Origin of the sequence: Cellvibrio sp. (assembly GCF_046347455.1) — a bacterium.
GTDB lineage: Bacteria > Pseudomonadota > Gammaproteobacteria > Pseudomonadales > Cellvibrionaceae > Cellvibrio.
The window spans coordinates 438789-459121 of the sequence record NZ_JAXMGC010000001.1 but is presented as its reverse complement, the minus strand read 5'-3'; the positions used below and the strand labels follow the sequence as shown (position 1 = coordinate 459121).

Genomic DNA, 20333 nt, shown 5'->3' with positions numbered 1-20333 from the left:
GCAATTAAAATTAATGAACTAAGCCTGCAAAACCCATGAACGCCAAGGACATCAAACCAGCGGTAATCATACCTATGGCTGCGCCTTTAAAGGGAAGCGGAACATCTGCAGCGGCAAGCCGTTCGCGCATGGCAGAAAATAAAATAAGCACTAAAGAAAAACCGAGCGCACCACCGAATCCGTAAAGTGTGGATTCGAAAAAATTGTGCACTTTTTGAATGTTTAACAGCGCTACACCTAGCACGGCGCAGTTCACTGTAATCAGCGGCAAGAAAACACCCAGCACGCGATAGAGCAGTGGACTGGTTTTCTCCATAAACATTTTTACGAATTGAACAACGGCCGCGATCACCAGAATAAACGCAATGGTACGTAAGTAACCTAAATCCAGCGGCGCTAAAATCCAGTGGTCAACTAAATAAGTACAGACTGACGCGAGCGTCATTACAAAGGTGGTGGCTGCGCCCATGCCAATGGCAGATTCGAGTTTGTTAGATACACCCATAAACGGGCAAAGGCCAAGGAACTGCACCAGCACAAAATTATTGACCAGCACTGTACCCAGTAAGATGAGGAAAAATTCATTAACAGACATGGAACCACCTTGGTGATAGGGGTGTTCTCTGTGGCGCTTGATTGAGTGAATTCTAAGGTGATTTTTATCTCACCTTAGAATTCATTCCAATTTACATTACGCGTTGGCCAGGTTTTGCACCTGCGTGAGGCTCCAGCAAATAAATCTCTTTATCGCCTGGGCCCGCTGCTAACACCATACCTTCGCTCATGCCGAATTTCATTTTGCGTGGTTTTAAATTGGCTACCACTACGGTGAGCTTGCCAATCAAATCTTTTGGATCGTAAGCGCTTTTAATGCCGGAAAAAACGTTGCGCGTTTCGCCGCCTAAATCCAAAGTTAAACGCAATAATTTATCCGAGCCTTCAACATGTTCAGCATTAGCGATTAATGCAATGCGTAAATCCACTTTGGCGAAATCGTTAAATTCAATTTCAGGTGCGAGCGGATCGTCAACCAATGGGCCAGTTGCTTTTGGCGCGGCTGCTGCGGCAAGTGCTTCTTTGGTTGCTTCTAGCATTGCGTCTACCTTTTCTTTTTCCACACGAGTTAACAAGGGTTTAAATTCGTTAATGGTTGAGTTGCCACGGAAGCTTACTGGCGCAGTCCAACTTAAAGTTTCACCGAGGAATTTTTCTGCATCGGCCGCTAGCGTAGGAACAACGGGTTTTAAGTAAGTGAGAATGGCCCGGAACATGTTGATGCCGAGCGTGCACACAGCTTGAGTTTGCGCTTCTGCACCTGCTTGCTTGGCAAGCTTCCAGGGTTCTTGTGTGGCAATATATTCGTTCGCCAAATCGGCTAGCGCCATAATTTCGCGCAGGGCTTTGCTGTAATCGCGTGCTTCGTAATGTGCTGCAATGACTTCGCCTGCATCTACAAATTTATTCCACAAATCTACATCAGCAATGTCGCTTACCAAATTACCGCCAGCGTTGTTAATAAACTTGGCGGTACGGCTGGCGATGTTGACTACCTTACCAACCAAATCGCTGTTTACGCGCTGAATAAAATCTTCGAGATTCAGGTCAATGTCGTCCACTGCACTGGTGAGTTTTGCGGCAAAGTAGTAACGCAAATATTCGGGATTCAAATGATCCAAATAAGTTTGCGCGTTTATAAAAGTGCCGCGCGACTTGCTCATCTTGGTGCCGTTTACAGTGACGAAACCGTGAACACAAATTTTGGTTGGTGTACGCAAGTTTGCGGAATCCAACATCGCGGGCCAAAAGAGCGCGTGGAAGTTCACGATGTCTTTGCCGATAAAGTGGTACACCTCGGCAGTGGAATCCTGCTTCCAGTAATCCATCCAGTCAATGCCGTGTTTGTCGGTGTAATTTTTTAAGCTGGCGATGTAGCCGATAGGTGCGTCCAACCATACGTAGAAGAATTTGCCGGGTTGGCCAGGAATTTCAAAACCAAAGTAGGGTGCATCGCGGGAGATGTCCCATTCTTGCAAGCCGCTGTCCAGCCATTCAGCCATTTTGTTGGCGACTTCATCTTGTAGGTGGCCGGCACGCGTCCAGCTTTTCAGGAAGTCATTAAAGGCCGGCAAGGTAAAGAAAAAGTGTTCTGAGTCTTTGGCGATGGGCGTTGCGCCAGAAATCGTAGATTTTGCGTTCAACAAATCCATGGGCGAATAGGTGGCACCGCATTTTTCGCAGTTATCGCCGTATTGGTCTTCACTCTTACATTTCGGGCAAGTGCCTTTTATATAGCGATCCGCCAAAAACAATTGTTTTTCGGGGTCGAAGGCTTGCGAAATTTTGCGGCTGGCGATGTGACCGTTGGCCAACAAACGCTCATAAATCATGTAGGACAGCTCGCGGTTCTCGTCGGAATGCGTGCTGTGGAAGTTAGTGAAGTTGATGTTAAAACCGGCAGATACAGATTCGTGGTCGCGCTTGATGTTGGCGATGTGTTCTTCTGCGGTAATGCCTTTTTCTTCTGCCTTGAGCATGATGGCGGTGCCGTGCGCGTCGTCCGCACAGAAATACAGGCAATCGTTGCCGCGCAAATTCTGGAATCTCACCCAAATATCGGTTTGGATTTGCTCGAGCATGTGGCCGAGGTGCAAATCGCTGTTGGCGTAAGGGAGGGCGCTGGTAACGAGGATTTTACGGGCTTGGGGCTGCGCTTGGGTCATAGTTCCTACAGGGTCCGAATACTGGTTTGCAAAAGGCGCGCACTATAGCATTTTGCAATGAACACGTCTGTAGAATCAGGCGTAGCAGCGGGTTTTACTGGCTGAGGCTTTTGAGTTGTTCGGCGTTGATTTCCTCCGCGATTTTACTGATGGCGGCGGCGAAGTCCGGGTCTTCCCCATGGAGCAGTTGGGGCAGGGCATTCCGGAAATCCTCCCGGGCGCACCATTCGCGCATAAAGTCTTCCCAGCTGAGCCACATACGCAACTGTTTACGGTCCATTTTGTCTTCATGGACAAGTACGTAAGCACGTTCAAACAAGCTCACCAAAATCGAAAAAAGGACGATTCGACGCTCCTCCTGATCCGGCGACAATGGTGGAGCTACGTCAGTGGATCGCAAACGCAGGTCGGCATTTTGGAGCACAAGCTCCATAAAGCGGGTGTAATCGTCGGAAAGTTGTAGGTAGATTTCCTCTTCTTCGTTGGCGCGCTCGCGGCGCTGCTCAAGAATAAAGACAGCTATACCAAAAGGAAGGCCAACAATGGTCACTACAAAGCTGGCCATTTCAAAGAGTTCGTGGAGGTTTTCCATGAGGTAGATCCTGATAAGCCCATTAACAGGCGTTGTGTAGAATTATAGCCTGCGAGAACTATGCCGCGCTTTAAACAATCGTCACTAACTTACGGTGAAAGTTTGGTGGTTTTGCCGTTGCATTAGGTAAACACCTTTGGGCATAGTGAGGCTTCATGTAATTTCTCAACTATGTAGTTCCCTAACACTCATTTTCTAAAGGCGATCATTATGGAAGACCAAGCTTTTTCAAACCCCGTTTCGGTTCCGTCTCAAGATTCCAAAAATATCGGCATGCTGATGTGGATAGGCACCATCTTTTTTGGTTTTATTCCGGCTTTGATTATCTACCTTATTAAAACAGACGATTCTTACCTGGCAGATCAAAGTAAAGAAGCGCTGAACTGGGCGATCACCGTGCTAATCGGTGTCGCGCTGGCTTGGGTCTTATGTTTGATATTGATCGGCTTCTTAATGCTGCCAGTTATCGGCATTCTCAATGTAGTCTTCTGCATCATGGGAGTGGTGGCCGTATCGAGCGGCAAACTGTATCGCGTTCCTTTCGCGCTTCGCCTTATTAAGTAATCTCCATTAACAAAAGAGCACTTTTTGTGCTCTTTTGTTTTTCATGCACCAAATCTTCTGCAAGTTACTCACTCTATCCTCGCCTTCATTTCCAAATTTGCCTCAAAAAAGCACCGAATTGGCATTTATTTTCGTTGTTGCCCTTATGTGGTGCATTTGCTGTCATAAAGCCCCGCAAAAATAGGGATTTTCTTGGCACGCATTTCGCTCCAGTGAAAGTACCGATAATAAATCTGTAAGGGTGTGTAATGGCTAACCCCGTTTTTTACGATGAAATGTACTCCGCTCCAGATATTTTACGGCCTCACTACGACGTCTACGGCCAATGGCTGAAGACCTTGCCGGCAGAGCGCTTGGCTCGTAAAAAGGCAGAGGCCGATCTAACTTTCCACCGCTTGGGCATTACCTTCGCCGTGTACGGTGAGGAGGCAGGCACAGAACGCTTGATACCCTTCGATTTACTTCCCCGAATTATTCCGTCCCACGAATGGAAAATGTTGCAAAAAGGTTTAGAGCAACGCGTAAAAACGCTCAACCTTTTCCTGCACGATATTTATCACGATCAGGAAATTTTGAAAGCGGGTTTGATTCCGCCGGAACAAATCCTACGCAATGCTCAATACCGCCCTGAAATGCAAGGTGTTGATGTGCCCAACCAAATCTATGCACACATCGCTGGCGTAGACATGGTGCGAGCTGGCGCGGGCGAATTTTACGTGTTGGAAGATAATTTGCGCGTGCCGTCCGGTGTGTCTTACATGTTGGAAAATCGCAAAATGATGATGCGTTTATTTCCAGAATTATTCGCCAAGCACGCAGTGGCGCCGGTTCAACATTACCCGGATATGCTGCTGGATAATCTACGCCAATGTGCACCCCAAGGTGTTGATAATCCGACAGTGGTGGTGCTCACACCAGGCAGTTTTAACTCTGCCTATTTTGAGCATGCCTTTTTAGCGCAACAAATGGGTGTGGAATTGGTTGAAGGCCGCGATCTGTTTGTACGCGACGATTCGGTTTACATGCGCACAACTCAGGGCCCAAAACGCGTGGATGTTATTTACCGCCGCTTGGACGACGACTTCCTTGATCCGCTCGCGTTTCGCCAAGACTCCATGTTGGGCGTTGCAGGTTTGCTTTCTGTTTATCGTGCAGGTCGCGTCACTTTGGCTAACGCAATCGGTACCGGTGTTGCGGATGACAAATCTATTTATCCTTACGTGCCGGACATGGTTCGTTTTTATTTAGATGAAGCGCCTATTCTGAATAATGTGCCAACGCACATGTGCAGAAAGCCAGAAGAACTCGCTTACGTTTTAGATAACCTAGCTGATTTGGTTGTAAAAGAAACTCACGGTGCAGGTGGTTACGGAATGTTGGTTGGCCCCGCAGCAACCAAAGCTGAGATTGAAGAATTCCGGGCGCATTTGATTGCGAACCCTAGCAAATATATTGCGCAACCCACGTTGGCTTTATCCACTTGTCCGATTTTTGTCGATGTGGGAATTGCGCCGCGCCATATTGATTTGCGTCCTTTTGTTTTGTCTTCAGGAAAAGATATTCGCATGGTTCCCGGTGGACTAACACGTGTGGCATTGCGTGAGGGATCGCTGGTTGTGAATTCATCGCAAGGTGGTGGTACGAAAGATACTTGGATTTTAGAAAATTAATTATTGCGCTAGTTCGATAAAACGCGTGGATGGAGAAAAATATGTTATCGCGCACGGCAGATCATTTGTTTTGGTTGGCTCGCTATATTGAACGTGCAGAAAATATTGCACGCCTTTTAGATATTACTTGGCAAACATCACTCGCACCTCAGTCAGCAGAAAGCGCTAGCCGTAACTGGCAAGCTGCGCTCTTATGTAACGATCAATTGCCCGCTTATTTAAAAGCTTATTCAGAAGTTAGTGCTGAGAATGTGTTGGCCTACATGGTGTTTGATCCGCACAACCCGTCCTCTATTTATTCTTGCTTGAAAACCGCGCGTGAAAATGCGCACGCTGTACGCGGGACGCTTACCTCTGAAATGTGGGAGACGATAAATTCCACCTGGTTGGAAATGGTGGCGCACAGCAAACGTAAATTACAGGACGAAGAGTTTTCGAGCTTTTTTGAGTGGGTAAAAACGCGTTCATCGCTCTCACGTGGTGTTACTTTTGGCACCATGCTGCACGATGATGCATTCTGTTTTATTCGTTTAGGTACTTACCTTGAGCGTGCAGACAACACTGCGCGTTTGTTGGATGTTAAATATTATTTGATAGCAGAAGGTGAGCCTGTTGGAACTGCCGCCGACTACTATCAATGGGGCGCCTTGTTGCGCTCGGTGTCTGCGTTTGAAGTTTATCGTCGTGTATACCGCGACAGTGTCTTGCCAAACAAAGTTGCCGAGTTGCTCATCATTAACTCGGAATTGCCGCGCTCGTTAAACACTTGTTTGACAGAAGTGTCGTCCATGCTTAACAAATTGGCGAATCAAAATTCATTTGAGACGCAACGCTTAGCGGGTCGACTCAGCTCGCAATTACGCTATGTGACGATAGAAGAAATATTAGAGGAAGGGTTGCATCCGTTTTTGGAAAAATTCCAACGCCAAATTTACGATTTAGGTATGCGCATCAGCCACGATTTCTTAATGCCGATGCGCGCGGCCTAAGGCTAGTCTTGAAATAGAGAAAGCTATTCCTTGAAGCATAATACTTAAGCGAGAGGGAAATAATATGTTGCTTAATATTCAACACGAAACTGTTTACCGTTACTCCACACCCGTGGATTACACCATTCAACATCTACGGTTGACGCCGCGTCATGAAGCGCACCAGCAACCAATTGATTGGAAAATAAATGCGCCGGGAAAATATCAACGCCACTTGGATGCCTACGGCAACGTTGGTCATATTTTGGTGTTAGATAAGCCTCACGAGGAAATCCGCATTACGGTTACGGGGCAGGTGGAAATCGCGAAAGAGAACGCACATTTACCGTCAGACGGCGGCGAGGTGCCTTTGCTGGCTTACCTGCAGCCCACGGCTCTGACCACGGCGGATTTGGCGATTCAGGATTTAGCCAAAACAGCCTGCAAGTCCAAACGCGGTGCTGTGGATTCTATGTTCAAGCTGATTGATGGAATTCAACAAGCGGTTGCCTATGTGCCGGGCACCACGCAAGTGACCAGCACGGCCGCAGAAGTGTTAGAGGCGGGGACCGGGGTTTGCCAAGACCATGCTCACGTGTTTATCGCTTGCTGCCGCGCATTAGATTTACCGGCGCGTTACGTCAGCGGTTACATACACCCAGGCGATAGCGACCACGCGGCCAGCCACGCGTGGGCCGATGTTTGGTTGGAGGGCTTGGGCTGGGTTAGCTTTGATGTGACCAACGCAAACTTTGCGGCGTCTGAGCATTGCCGGTTAGCGGTAGGGCGCGATTATCTTGATGCTTGTCCTGTTCGCGGCGTTCGCCACGGCGGTGGGGCAGAGGCAATGGAAGTTATGGTGCGCATTGCCCATCCCGATTCTGCAGGTGTGCTGCTACAATCGCTGGTGACCTATCCACCGCGTGAAGCGGTGAGCAAGAAAGGTCTTCAACAACAGTAATTTTCGCGCTCTGAGCCAAGCCTTGGAGCGCAACTCCAAGGTTTAGGTTATGACGTATTGTATTGGGCTCCAAGTTGACTCGGGTTTGGTGTTTTTGTCGGATTCCCGCACTAACGCCGGCGTGGATCACATCAACACTTTTCGCAAGATGACGGTTCTCGAGCGCCCCGGCGATCGTGTCATGGTGTTGCTGACCTCTGGAAATCTGGCGATTAGCCAAGCCGTGATCAACGAGCTGAAACCTATGGAGTCCAGCCTTTTGGTCGATGCCAAAAATATGGTTGAGGCCACGCGTGTTGTGGGCGATGCACTGCGTAAAGTTTACAGCCGTGATGCTGAAGCTTTTAAAGAGTTCGGGTTGGATTTTGCGGCGAGTTTTATTTTTGGTGGTCAAATTGGACACGAACCGCCACGTCTGTTCCAAATTTATGCAGCGGGCAACTTCATTGAAACCACACGCGAGACCCCGTATTTTCAAGTGGGTGAATCCAAATACGGCAAGCCGATTATTGACCGCGTGGTTGAACCCAATACGAGTTTGAAAGATGCGGCTAAGTGCGCGCTTATCTCGATGGACTCTACGATTCGGTCAAACCTCAGCGTTGGTATGCCACTCGATCTTCTAATATATGAAGCAGATAGTTTGACGGTTAAAACTCACGTGAGTATCGGTATGGATGATCCTTACTACAAACAACTGCGTTCGAGTTGGGGTGATCGTCTGCGTCAAGCGTTTAACGATATGCCGGATCCTTCCTATTAATTGTCTTTTTGACAATATCTTTTTTCAAATCCGTTTGTCGTAAATGCTTAAATCACATTGCTTGCTTCAGACGGAAAAATTCGCGAATTTAAACTGATCAATTTATCCCTATTAATTGTGGGGATAAGTTGGTCAGTTAATAACTACTAAAAACCTCTAATCCTATTCCTACATTTTGTGTTACTGAAAATCTCGCTAGATTTGCGGTCATCAGCGTGAAATGGCTGCATTGTTAATCTGCTTTTGATTAATTGCTACTTCATAGGTGCATGCGTGTTGATTTAGCGTAAATACCTTCATGGTTACAATTAGTGACATTTGTGAATTTTTGTTTGGCAAGTGGCTATGACACAATCCATTTTAAAATTTTTCACCTTAATTTCGTCATCGAGTGGTCATCTGTAATGAAAAAACATAAGTCGATATTAATTGCCGTAGCTGCAGTTGTAGGGATATTCCTGATTTTGGCACTCACAAAGTTCAGCCAAATATTTGCAATGGTGCAAGCAGGTAAAGACTTTGTACCACCACCCGTAGCGGTGGGAGCTTATACCGCCCAATATCAAGATTGGCCAAATAGCTTTACTGCTATGGGCACTGTCGAAGCGGATGAAGGCATTAATATTTCTGCAGAAGTCGCAGGCAAAGTTAAACAAATTATGTTTAAGTCCGGCGAGCAAGTTAAAGCCGGTACCGTGATTTTAATTCAAGAATCAGGTAATGAATCGGCGCAGTTGAGTGCGGCTACTGCGCGCTTGCGTTTAGCAGAAGCAAATTACGAGCGTATGGTGCAATTGCGTAAAAAGAACACAGTATCGCAAAACGAATTAGACACTGCGCTCCAACAAAAAGAATCTGCTCAAGGTGATGTTGATAACCTGAAAACAACCTTAGAGAAAAAAGTTGTGCGTGCTCCATTCGATGGTCGCTTGGGCATCCGTAAAGTGGATTTGGGTCAGGACCTTGCGGTTGGAACAGAAATTGTTTCATTGCAAGCGACTAACCGTGTGCGTGTGAATTTCCCTGTACCGCAACATTGGTTGGTAAAAATGACCAAAGGTTTACCCGTAAAGGTTCAGTTGGGTGATGGTTCCAACAATGTTGTAAATGGTGAAGTAACTGCTGTAGGTGCTGATATAGATCCAGTGACACGTAGCGCAACCGTTCAATCATCACTTGAAAATAGTAAAAACCAATTTATTCCCGGTATGGCCGTTCAAACGCAAGTGACTTTGTCCAATCCACAAAAAGTATTAGCTGTGCCTTCAGCATCCGTCATTTTTGCTCCCTTCGGTGATACCGTGTTCGTGATTGAAAAAGACAAAGAGAAAAATGTTCTCAAAGCTCGTCAACAGTTCGTTCGTTTGGGTAAGTCACGCGGTGACTTTATTGAAATTGCTGACGGTATTAAACCGGGCGAACAAGTGGTTAGCGCCGGCGCATTTAAGTTAACCAACGGGCAGTCTGTGATATTGAGCAAAACTGCGCAGCCAGACTACAAAACTGAACCCACGCCAATTGATCAATAATGTTCAATGGTGCGGTGGATGTATTCAGTACATCCACCAAAAAATATTTCACTCAAACCTACTTGAGTTATTGATATGAAATTTACCGATATTTTTATTAAGCGACCCGTGCTCGCCATGGTCGTCAGCCTGCTGATCTTATTAGCAGGTATTCAAGCAGCAAGTTCTTTGTCTGTGCGGCAATATCCACGCAGTGATATCGCTGTTATTACTATTAACACCGTATACGTTGGCGCGAACGCCGAGTTGATTCGCGGTTTTATTACCACGCCGATTGAGCGTGCAATTGCGTCTGCAGATGGCATTGATTACATTGAATCAAGCAGTGCCATGAGCATGTCTACCATTAATGTTCATTTGCGTTTGAACTATGATCCGCTTAAGGCAATGACCGAAATCAGCGCCAAAGTGAATCAGGTGCGTGGTAATTTGCCGCCCGAATCAGAAGTTCCAGCGATTACCGTTGAGTCAGCAGATAGTCAGTTTGCTGCTGCCTACTTGACCTTTAACTCGAAGATTCTTGAGCAAAACCAAATTACTGATTTTTTAACGCGTTCCGTTCAGCCGCGTTTAACGGCGATTGCTGGTGTGCAAAAAGCTGAAGTGTTGGGCGGCCGCACCTTCGCAATGCGTATTTGGTTGAAGTCTGAAAGATTAGCGGCGTTAAATATTTCTCCATCGGAAGTTCGCCAAGCGCTTGCTAATAACAACGTTCAAGCAGCAATTGGTCAAACACGCGGTAGCTACACCCAAGTGAACTTGCGTGCCGATACCGATTTAAAATCTGTTGATGATTTTAAACGTTTGGTTGTTCGTCACAGTGCTGAAGGGACTATTCGTTTAGATGATGTTGCCGATGTTGTATTAGGTGCGGAAGATTACAACACAGAAGTTAACTACTCGGGCGACACAGCCGTATTTATGGGTGTGTGGGTTGCACCCAATGCAAACTCGTTGGAGGTTATTCGTAACGTCACCAAAGAGATGGAAAAAATCAAAGCAGATTTGCCATCTGGTTTGAAAGGTGCGGTTGCTTATGATGCAACCAAATATATTGAATCCGCGATTCACGAAGTTATCAAAACCCTTACTGAAACTCTCATCATTATTATCATAGTGATCTTCCTGTTTTTGGGTTTCAGTCGCTCGGTCATTATCCCTGTACTTGCGATCCCGCTCTCGCTAGTGGGTGCGTTGTTCATCATGCAAATTTGCGGCTTCTCGCTGAACTTGCTTACGCTCTTGTCTATCGTGCTCTGTGTAGGTCTGGTGGTAGATGACGCAATTGTGATGGTCGAAAATATCGAACGCCATATTCAAGAAGGTAAGTCGCCATTCAACGCATCTATTATTGCAGCACGTGAATTGGCCGGCCCCATTTTGGCAATGACCGTAACACTGGTTTCGGTATATGTTCCTATTGGTTTGCAAGGCGGTTTGACGGGAACGCTGTTTCGCGAATTTGCGATTACGCTCGCGGGCGCGATTACAATTTCTGCGATAGTTGCTATTACTTTGTCGCCCATGCTCGGTTCGCGCATGTTAAAAGCGCACCGTGAAATTGACGCGCCTTTAGCAAAATCTTTTGATCGTTTCCAAGCTTGGTATAGCAATAAGTTGGAGTACAGCTTACAAAATCGTAAAGCCGTTTATGTGTTCTGGATTGGTATCGCCTTATTGTGTTTCCCTTTGTATAGCTTCTCGCCAAAAGAGCTTGCGCCTACAGAAGACCAAGGCGTTATTTTCGGTGTGGTCGATGCACAATCTAATGCAACTATGGATCAGGCATCGCATTACGGAAAAGTGGTTAACAAAGCGTTCATGGATATTCCAGAAACAGACTTTACTTTCCAGCTTACTTCGCCCACAGCAGGTTTCGCCGGCATGGTGTTAAAACCTTGGCACGAACGTGAACGTACAGTGTTCGACATCATGCCTGAAATTACAAAATCTCTGTCTGATATTTCCGGTGTTCGCATTCTGCCCATTACGCCACCGGCTTTACCGGGCGGCGGTCAATTCCCTGTGGAATTTGTTATTGCTTCTACCGAAGATTCAAAAGAAATTTACAACTACGCACTCAAGCTCCAAGAAAAAATGGCTGCTAGTGGTATGTTCTATTTCAATGTGCTGGATATGAAAGTTGACCAACCGGATTATCAATTGAGCATTGATCGTGAAAAAGTCGCTGACCTCGGTTTGAATATGCAGCAGGTGATTAATGATTTGGGAACATTGTTAGGCGGTGGTTATGTGAATCGCTTCAACATGGCGGGCCAAAGCTACAAAGTTATTCCACAAGTTAAGCGTGCTGAACGTTTAACGCCGGAAGATTTGACCAAACTGTATATCACAGGGCCGAAAGGTAAGTTGATTCGCGTTGATCAAATCGCCAGTTTTAATCACACCACTGCGCCACGTAGCATCAGCCGTATGCAGCAATTGAACTCGGTAAAAATCAGTGGCGTGAGTGGTAAGCCTTTGAGCGAAACTTTGGAATGGCTTGAAACAGAAGCTAAACAAATTTTGCCAAAAAATTACAGCATCGATTACACCGGCGAGTCGCGTCAGTTGAAGCGTGAAGGCAATACCTTTTTGCCAGCGTTCCTAATGGCTGTCACCATGATCTTCCTAGTTCTGGCCGCTCAGTACAACAGCTTCCGCGATCCAATTGTTATTTTGGCAGGTTCTGTTCCGCTGGCGATGTTTGGCGCTCTGGTATTTACCTTTATCAAAATGCCAAATCCGCAAATGCCATCGCTCACGGAATCTTTCTCTAGTACCTTGAACATTTACTCGCAAGTAGGCTTGGTAACCTTGATGGGTTTGATTGCGCGTAACGGTATTTTGGTGGTTGAGTTTGCTAACAGAATGCAGGAAGAGGGCGCGACTAAATTTGAAGCGATTCGTCAGGCTGCTGTAATTCGTTTGCGCCCCGTATTGATGACAAGTATCGCGACCGTTGCCGGTCACTTACCGCTGATTTTTGCAGGCGGTGCTGGTGCTGAAGCCCGTAACTCAATCGGTGTTGTATTGGTATTCGGTATCGCAATCGGAACATTCTTTACTTTGTTCGTTCTGCCATCTGTATATGTCTTGCTTGCCAAGGACCACCATTTGGATAAACAACATCTTGCAGAGTTGGAAACCGGTCAGGCTTAAGGCATCGTTAAATAAGAGCTGTTACAATGGCTCCATTCTAAAAAAGGGCACCACAAGGTGCCCTTTTTGTTGTCGGCAGGGCATCAACAGCGTTCCTCGGCCGACATTTGTTCCGCTTTATACGTGAGGTTTTTATGTCTTCTATCACTCAATCCGCCGTAGAACAGGCGCTGCAAAAGGTTATTGACCCGACCACTGGCCGCGATTTGATCAGTCTGAATGCTGTGACGGACATTGCCATAGATGGCACCAAGGTGGATGTGACTTTACTCCTCGGTTACCCTGCCAATAGCGTTCATTCGGCCATTGCGGTTGCGGTCAACGAGGCCTTATCCAAAATTGGAGTTGAGCGTGTCGGGCTTGATATAGGTTGGACGGTGTACGCAAATCCCACGGCCAATTCCCAGCAAGCTCTGCCGGAGGTTAAAAATATTATTGCCGTAGCATCGGGCAAGGGCGGTGTGGGTAAATCCACTACGACCGCCAATCTGGCTTTGGCGCTGGCTGCAGAAGGCGCGCGCGTGGCGGTGCTGGATGCAGATATTTACGGCCCAAGCCAACCGCAAATGCTCGGCGCGCCAGAGCGCCCGCCGCAAGTTATCAAGCACAACGAACAGCAATTTATGGTGCCGGTTGAGGCGCATGGCGTCCAAGTGAATTCCATGGGTTTTATGGTGACTGAAAATACGCCCATGATGTGGCGCGGCCCCATGGTGAGCGGCGCATTGCAGCAGCTATTGACCCAAACCTACTGGCAGGATGTGGATTACCTGTTGATCGACATGCCGCCCGGTACAGGGGACATCCAAATCACGCTGGCACAAAAAGTCCCTGTGACTGGCGCAGTTATAGTCACCACGCCGCAAGATATCGCCTTGCTAGACGCTAAAAAGGGTATTGAGATGTTCCGCAAGGTAAACGTGCCCGTGATTGGTGTTGTTGAAAACATGGCGATACACATTTGCTCGAATTGCGGTCATCAAGAACACATATTTGGTAGCGGCGGGGGAGAGCGAATCGCTAAGGACTATGATACCCAGCTACTGGGCTCCTTACCGCTTAACTTGAGCATTCGAGAGGACGCGGATAACGGCAAGCCCTCTGTGGCTGCTGATCCTGAGTCCGCCGTGAGCAAAATCTACCGCGATATAGCTCGCAAACTGTCCGCTAGTTTGTGGCTCCAGAATCTGGATGCGCAATCTATGCCTGAAATCGAAATAACCGAAGACTAAACGAGCCCTACAGCGGGGGCGGCGATTGGAGTTTTTTAGCGGCCGGAAAACCGCTATGATGCCGCCCCTAATCCTTAGATCTCGTCTTCAAGAATCAACCCGGGAGTACCAATGAGTATCAAATCCGACAAGTGGATGCGCCGCATGGCAGAGCAACACGGCATGATTGAACCCTTCGAGCCAGGTCAGGTTCGTTACGATGCAGCGGGTTCCCGTTTGATTTCTTACGGTACCTCAAGTTACGGTTACGATGTTCGTTGTGCTGACGAATTTAAAATTTTCACCAACGTTCACTCGACGGTTGTTGATCCTAAAAACTTCGACGAAAAAAGTTTTGTAGATATTAAAAGCGACGTTTGCATTATTCCACCGAATTCTTTTGCATTGGCTAGAACGGTTGAATATTTCCGCATCCCTCGCTCAATCTTGACCGTGTGCTTGGGTAAATCTACCTACGCGCGTTGCGGCATTATTGTGAACGTAACGCCGCTGGAGCCAGAGTGGGAAGGACATGTAACCTTGGAATTCTCAAACACAACACCGCTACCTGCAAAGATTTACGCGAACGAAGGTGTTGCGCAAATGCTGTTTTTTGAAACCGATGAAGTGTGCGAAACCTCTTACAAAGATCGCGGTGGCAAATATCAAGGCCAGCGTGGCGTAACCCTTCCTCGCACTTAATTTCCCTTCCGAACACTTGCTCGCCGTAACGCGGGCAAGGCGTGATTTCTATGCAGCAGTTTGATGTCGTTATTATCGGTGGTGGCGCAGCAGGTTTAATGTGTGCTGCCAATGCCGCTGCTCGTGGCCGCAGCGTGGTGGTCTTAGATCACGCCAATAAAGTCGGCAAAAAAATTCTTATGTCCGGCGGCGGGCGCTGCAATTTCACTAATATGGAAGTGCTGCCCAAACATTATCTCTCGGCAAATCCGCATTTTTGCAAATCCGCTCTTGCACGTTTTACTCAGTGGGATTTTATTGCGCTCGTGTTAAAACATGGCGTTGCCTATCATGAAAAAAAATTGGGCCAATTATTTTGCGATAACAAAGCGCAAGATATTTTGAATTTACTCTTGGATGAATGCGCGGAGGCTGGCGCAATTATTCAAGCAAATTGCGCGATTGAATCGGTAACTGCGTTGACGGGTGAATCTCTACCGGCACGCTACAAAATTCATACGGGTTTGGTCGAGTATTCCTGTGAGTCGCTTGTGATTGCAACCGGTGGTTTATCCATTCCGACTATGGGCGCAACCGGGTTTGGCTACCAAATTGCAGAACAATTCGGATTAAAGCTAAAACCGCGCAGTGCGGGCTTGGTACCTTTTACCTTATCCCCAACACAGCTTGAGCAATTTAAAGAGTGTGTGGGGAACGCAGCAGAGGCGAGAGTCAGTTGCGGTGAGCAAATCTTTACAGAAAATATATTGTTTACCCACCGTGGTTTAAGCGGCCCGGCTATTTTACAAATCTCGTCCTATTGGCAGCCGGGGCAAATGGTGACGATTGATTTGTTGCCAAACATGAATCTCATTGACTACTTAACGCGGCAACAACAGGCGCGCCCCAAGGTTCTGTTAACAACATTGATGGCTGAATTGCTCACAAAAAGTATCGCGCAAAGCTTTTGTAACTTTGTGCCGGAAATAAAACCTATCAATCAGTACACACCTAAAGAAATTCACGCTATCGCCGATGTGTTTCACCGTTGGGAAATTATGCCGGCGGGAACAGAAGGGTATCGCACTGCTGAAGTAACCTTGGGCGGCGTTGATGTTGATGATCTCTCCTCCAAAACCATGGAAGCCAAAAACCAGCCCGGCTTATTTTTTATTGGCGAAGTAGTGGATGTAACCGGGCATTTAGGTGGGTTTAATTTTCAATGGGCCTGGGCGTCCGGGTTTGCCGCAGCGCAATATGTGTAACTCAATTAGACTTTATTTGTCACAAAGCCGAGCTAAGCTTGGCTAATTGCTAACTCTTTTCTTATTTTTATTATGTCCAGATTTTTAGTCCCCCTGTTGTTTGCATTTTCGTTGCTAATCAGTTCATGTGCCAGTCGTGCTCCCATACATGCTAATAATTGGCCGGCCCACATTCCACCTCGCGATTATTTCGTTGAGCGTTATGAAGCAGATGCGGATAACAAAGCGAGTGAAGATCTGGATGAATACTTGCTGTGGGTTGTACGTTTCTACGAGGGATGGGAGCTCTACAGTAACGGCTGGACAAAAGTGACGCAGGATTCCCTACATGGTGTGAAAGATCCTATTTTAGCACAAGAAATCAAAACTAAAATGGATTTAATTGGTAAAGGAATCGCCAGCGAATGGCCTAAGAATAAAAAAGATCGCCGTATTTTTACCCGTCACATTGTGGTGTGGGGAAATGCCTTGGTTGAAGCCATTAAGCGTGATCAAGAGTTACACTTGATCAATAGGGTTTTGGCTGACGTTGATGGATTGGTGGCCTATCGAGTTGCCGTAGACGACATCAAAGCTGAGCGATACTTCCCCAAAGATGCTGGCGACGATGTTTTTATGTGAGTCTTTTTTGCCCCAAAATTGTGCTTCTTGTACTAATTTTTATTTTTCTTCCTGAACCTCTTATTTCATGGGGTTATTTTTTTTCTTTGGCTGGCACTTGGCTAAACCATCGCTAAACTTTCTATTAAGTTATCTCTCTTGATTGATGTTTCAAGTTTTGAGTTTAAGTACCTAAACATTTTTTGCTTATATCCGAAAAATAGAAATGATTCGCATTCGAAGGTAATCGTATGATGGTAAAACCTCTAGGATTGAAGACATCGTTCAGCCTTATGTTAGGCGCACTGGTCATTGGTTTTGTCGTATTCGGCTTGGTATCGCTCACCTTAATGGAACGATTAAAAGTTAAAGGACATCTATATGACAATGTCGTAAGAGGAAAGGATTTGATAGCGGATATTCTTCCCCCACCGGCTTACATCTTAGAGGCGAATCTCACAACTTATGAAATGGCAGCTAATTTGAACGCGAGTGATCGAACTCTGCTTGCTAAACGATTGCAACAATTGGAGGCTAATTTTCAAAGCCGTACAGATTACTGGCGCAAACAGCCTTTACCAAAAGACATCTCTCAGCTGTTATTACAAGATGCTCATGATTCCGGAATCCAGTTTTTTAAGATGGCTAACGTCGAATTTAAAGCTGCGTTAGATTCTGGGGACCCTAAGCAAATTCAGGATAGCTTGCGGAAAATGAAGTTGGTATACGAAACGCATAGAGCTGCAATCGATAAGATTGTTAAACTCGCTAATGCCTATAACGAGCAACAAGAAGCGATTGCTGATCAAGATATTTCCTCTGGCCGCGTTTGGTTGTTGGTGATTTTTGTAGGTTCAGTGTTGTGCGCACTCGCGGTTACAGCTTGGGTTGCGCGCGGGCTCACTAAAGCAATGGGCGGTGAACCTTATTATGCGCAGGAGGTCGTGGCCCGTATCGCTAAGGGCGATTTAATTTCTTCCATCAATAGCTCGCGCGATTCACAAAGCTTGTTGGCTGGTATTCGTAGCATGTCAGACAAGATAACTGACGTGGTACGCGGCATAGACGATACCAATCGTGAAATTAGCCAATCCATTTTTAGGGTAGCCAAGCTTTCAAAAGAGATTGCTGAAGTTAGCTCTGCTCAACAGCATGAATCCGAGAAGGTTTCTCATGCTACCGAGGAGTTGCGGCAAATTTTGTTATCTGTCCAGGAACTTACGCAATCGGCAAATCAAAAAACACAAGCTGTTGAAACCTTGGCGAAAGCGGGACTCAAATCAGTTGCGGAAATTTTGCACGATATGGACGGCGCTGTACATAAAGTGGATAGTACAGAAGAGTCTGTGCGTAGCTTGGCCGCAGCAAGTGGAGAAATTAATTCCATAGTTTCAAGTATCAAGAACATCGCAGATCAAACAAATCTGCTCGCTTTAAACGCAGCTATTGAGGCAGCGAGGGCAGGAGAGCAAGGCCGTGGTTTTGCTGTTGTTGCCGATGAAGTGCGCACCTTGGCAACGCGAACTGCCGAAGCTACAACCATGATTCAAGTTATTGTGAATGGATTAAATACTAAGGTTGATCAAACCTTAGGTATCATGACTGACGTGTCTAGTGCGGTTAAAACTATGCAATCCCGTGCGAAGGACAATGGTCAAGTCATACAAGAAATGGCCGCGGAAGCGCATGAGAGCAGCCAATTCAGTATGCGAATATCGGAGGTATCTGAGCAGCAAATTAATCGCTTGTCTGATTTGGATATGCGCTTAAATACGCTGTTTGATACGCTTCGTTCAAGTGGAGGAACGTTGGATTTGATACACAGTGTTAGTGATGTACTACAAAGCTCTGTTAACGGTCTTCAGCAAAAAATTAAATTCTTTAATTTTACTCCAGAGATTAAGAAAGAGGTTCATCCAGGCAATCAGCGTCGATATCAACGTGCACGCCACAGCTTGCACGTTGGGATTCAATTCGGTGGAAAGGTAATCCCATCGCTTGCAAAAGACTTCAGTATGGGAGGAATTTTGTTAGTGGTTGCTGACAGCCTTCCTCTATCTAAAGGCGAATTACTGAGTTTAGAGATAACGCCGCCGGTCGAAGAGTTAGATGCATATCTAAATCAACCTGCTTTTAATGTAACGGGCAGGGTTGTTCGCGTAGATAGAGTTGGTCGTGAATTTTTATACGGTGTCGAGTTTGAAAAGTTATCGCCTGAATCAGAAGTGTCGTTGCGAAAAGCAGCAGAGTTTTATCGTACCGCCATTGCGTAATTAGCTGTTGTAGCGAGCAAGGTCTTCGAGTTGTTCTTTGGTAAGAGTTTGTAGTTTTTCCCTCAGCTCTTTCTCGATGTCGGGCATAAATTTTTCAATGACGCTATCAATAAGCGCGTTGCGTAAGCCCGCTGTTTTTGAAACAGGAGCTGCGCCATAGGTATTGCCCAGTAGTCTCGAGGGGATAGTGGTGCTAGCAATTTTCTTTGCGGTTTCTTGTGCAAATAATGGCGGTGGATTATTGCCGTGCAAGCGGGAGCGAATGTGAGCTGGCAGAAATGGATTTTCTCCTGTTGCTTTCGCTAAGGAGGGGCGAGAGTTGGTTTTGTGTGCGTCTTGCGCGAATTTGTTTGCCGTGACTTCTGCAGTGTGTTTTTCCAGCTCATCAATAGTGTTGAGTAAATCTTTTTCTGGTTCTGTTGATTGAGCTTCGGGTTTTAAAGCATCGGGCTTGGGTAAATCAAAAAAATCCTGTTGCTCTTCCACAATCACTCTGGGGGCGGGTTTTGATGTTTCAGTGTTGATGAATTGGCTCGATTGTTTATTTGAAAACGTTTCTTGAAATGATGAGTATGAAGGCTGAGCAGTGAAGGTTGTAGAACCGGATAAGTCGGTAATCGACAAGTCTTTATCTAACCTGCTGTTCTCATAGACGTCATCTAATGCGTGCTCGTCGAAATCTTCCTCATCAAATGCACCAGTGTTGATGACCACCGCATCCACATCCGAATTGTTCGTGTGCCTTAGTTCTAGATCGAAATGCTGAGAATCAAACGCTTCTGCGTCTTCCACTTCTTGCAAGATAGGGATGTCGTCTTCTTCAAGTAAAAGTCCCTTTATAGATTCCAATTCAAGTAGCATGGCTGCTTTTGTTTTAGTGGTTGTATCGACCATACAGTGCCTCAAATATCGCAAAAAATCTCAGTGAAGACTTACCGCTGATGTTGGTTAATAGGATAACCCCGCTGCTTATAAAATCTATAGTGATCGCGCGTGTTTTCTAAAATTTTTGGTTCTTGAATCACAATTTCGGCCACGCGTGCAAAGCGGCTAAAAAAATCCGGGATCTTGCTGCTCAGGTTAATTAAAACATCCTGATGTTGACCCGATGGAATAGTGCCGGATTCTTCCGAGTAGGTGATTTCAACTTTTACGTCTTCCTCGCCCCCAATAATTTGATGCGGGATAAAACTTTCCGGCTTAAAACTCCAGAGTAAATCATCTATCTCCTGCGCCTGATCGAAGTTGTCTACTACGACCAAGATGCTGTGACCCAGACGTTCAACCTTTTCGATAAAGCGACACACGTATAACCAGCGTGCTTCCACGCTGGTGTCCTGAAGAATATGAAAATCAATTTGCGTCATGTTGGTG

General features: G+C 46.3%; 17 protein-coding genes. 12 read left to right on the top strand and 5 right to left on the bottom strand.

What is annotated here, in order from left to right:
* Window positions 1-10: 10 nt before the first annotated feature.
* From rsxA to U1F02_RS02060, 3 genes are all read right to left on the bottom strand, one after another.
* Window positions 11-595, bottom strand: coding sequence for an electron transport complex subunit RsxA (gene rsxA, locus U1F02_RS02070; protein ID WP_409988685.1), 585 nt, complete (start codon window positions 593-595; stop codon window positions 11-13).
* A gap of 91 nt (window positions 596-686) precedes the next feature.
* On the bottom strand, window positions 687-2720 hold the full coding sequence (gene metG / locus U1F02_RS02065) for a methionine--tRNA ligase (RefSeq protein WP_409988684.1): 2034 nt from the start codon (window positions 2718-2720) through the stop codon (window positions 687-689).
* A 94-nt stretch (window positions 2721-2814) separates the two neighbouring features.
* A complete protein-coding gene (locus U1F02_RS02060) occupies window positions 2815-3312 on the bottom strand; it encodes a hypothetical protein (RefSeq protein ID WP_409988683.1) in 498 nt (165 codons plus the stop codon).
* A 210-nt stretch (window positions 3313-3522) separates the two neighbouring features.
* On the opposite strand from U1F02_RS02060, the gene U1F02_RS02055 reads away from it, so the two are divergent.
* From U1F02_RS02055 to U1F02_RS02000, 12 genes are all read left to right on the top strand, one after another.
* Window positions 3523-3876, top strand: coding sequence for a DUF4870 domain-containing protein (locus U1F02_RS02055; RefSeq protein WP_409988682.1), 354 nt, complete (start codon window positions 3523-3525; stop codon window positions 3874-3876).
* Between the two features lie 248 nt (window positions 3877-4124).
* On the top strand, window positions 4125-5546 hold the full coding sequence (locus tag U1F02_RS02050) for a circularly permuted type 2 ATP-grasp protein (protein WP_409988681.1): 1422 nt from the start codon (window positions 4125-4127) through the stop codon (window positions 5544-5546).
* 41 nt (window positions 5547-5587) lie between these two features.
* Entirely contained in the window at window positions 5588-6535 is a 948-nt protein-coding gene (locus U1F02_RS02045; protein ID WP_409988680.1) for an alpha-E domain-containing protein, read from the top strand.
* Between the two features lie 64 nt (window positions 6536-6599).
* Complete coding sequence (locus tag U1F02_RS02040) at window positions 6600-7475, top strand: transglutaminase domain-containing protein (RefSeq protein ID WP_409988679.1); 876 nt, start codon at window positions 6600-6602, stop codon at window positions 7473-7475.
* A gap of 49 nt (window positions 7476-7524) precedes the next feature.
* Window positions 7525-8238: a peptidase gene (locus U1F02_RS02035; RefSeq protein ID WP_409988678.1), complete on the top strand. Its 714-nt coding sequence runs from the start codon at window positions 7525-7527 to the stop codon at window positions 8236-8238.
* Between the two features lie 404 nt (window positions 8239-8642).
* Window positions 8643-9767, top strand: a complete 1125-nt coding sequence (locus U1F02_RS02030; RefSeq protein WP_409988677.1) for an efflux RND transporter periplasmic adaptor subunit — start codon at window positions 8643-8645, stop codon at window positions 9765-9767.
* A 75-nt stretch (window positions 9768-9842) separates the two neighbouring features.
* Window positions 9843-12929 carry an efflux RND transporter permease subunit gene (locus U1F02_RS02025; RefSeq protein ID WP_409988676.1) on the top strand — a complete coding sequence of 1029 codons (3087 nt, stop codon included), beginning with the start codon at window positions 9843-9845 and terminating at the stop codon, window positions 12927-12929.
* A gap of 134 nt (window positions 12930-13063) precedes the next feature.
* The gene (apbC, locus tag U1F02_RS02020) at window positions 13064-14161 is read left to right on the top strand and encodes an iron-sulfur cluster carrier protein ApbC (protein WP_409988675.1); all 1098 of its coding nucleotides are present in this window, start codon (window positions 13064-13066) and stop codon (window positions 14159-14161) included.
* Between the two features lie 111 nt (window positions 14162-14272).
* Window positions 14273-14842 (top strand): dCTP deaminase, encoded by a 570-nt coding sequence (dcd, locus tag U1F02_RS02015; RefSeq protein WP_409988674.1) that lies wholly within the window; start codon window positions 14273-14275, stop codon window positions 14840-14842.
* Between the two features lie 50 nt (window positions 14843-14892).
* Complete coding sequence (locus U1F02_RS02010) at window positions 14893-16086, top strand: NAD(P)/FAD-dependent oxidoreductase (RefSeq protein WP_409988673.1); 1194 nt, start codon at window positions 14893-14895, stop codon at window positions 16084-16086.
* 72 nt (window positions 16087-16158) lie between these two features.
* Window positions 16159-16707: a hypothetical protein gene (locus U1F02_RS02005; RefSeq protein ID WP_409988672.1), complete on the top strand. Its 549-nt coding sequence runs from the start codon at window positions 16159-16161 to the stop codon at window positions 16705-16707.
* A 230-nt stretch (window positions 16708-16937) separates the two neighbouring features.
* Window positions 16938-18959, top strand: coding sequence for a methyl-accepting chemotaxis protein (locus tag U1F02_RS02000; protein WP_409988671.1), 2022 nt, complete (start codon window positions 16938-16940; stop codon window positions 18957-18959).
* Here U1F02_RS02000 and U1F02_RS01995 read toward each other — a convergent pair whose 3' ends face one another.
* Both U1F02_RS01995 and U1F02_RS01990 read right to left on the bottom strand, forming a co-directional pair.
* Window positions 18960-19853, bottom strand: coding sequence for a hypothetical protein (locus U1F02_RS01995; protein ID WP_409988670.1), 894 nt, complete (start codon window positions 19851-19853; stop codon window positions 18960-18962). It abuts the gene before it with no gap.
* Window positions 19854-19891: 38 nt separating this feature from the next.
* Window positions 19892-20326: a DNA polymerase III subunit chi gene (locus tag U1F02_RS01990; RefSeq protein ID WP_409988669.1), complete on the bottom strand. Its 435-nt coding sequence runs from the start codon at window positions 20324-20326 to the stop codon at window positions 19892-19894.
* Window positions 20327-20333: the final 7 nt, after the last annotated feature.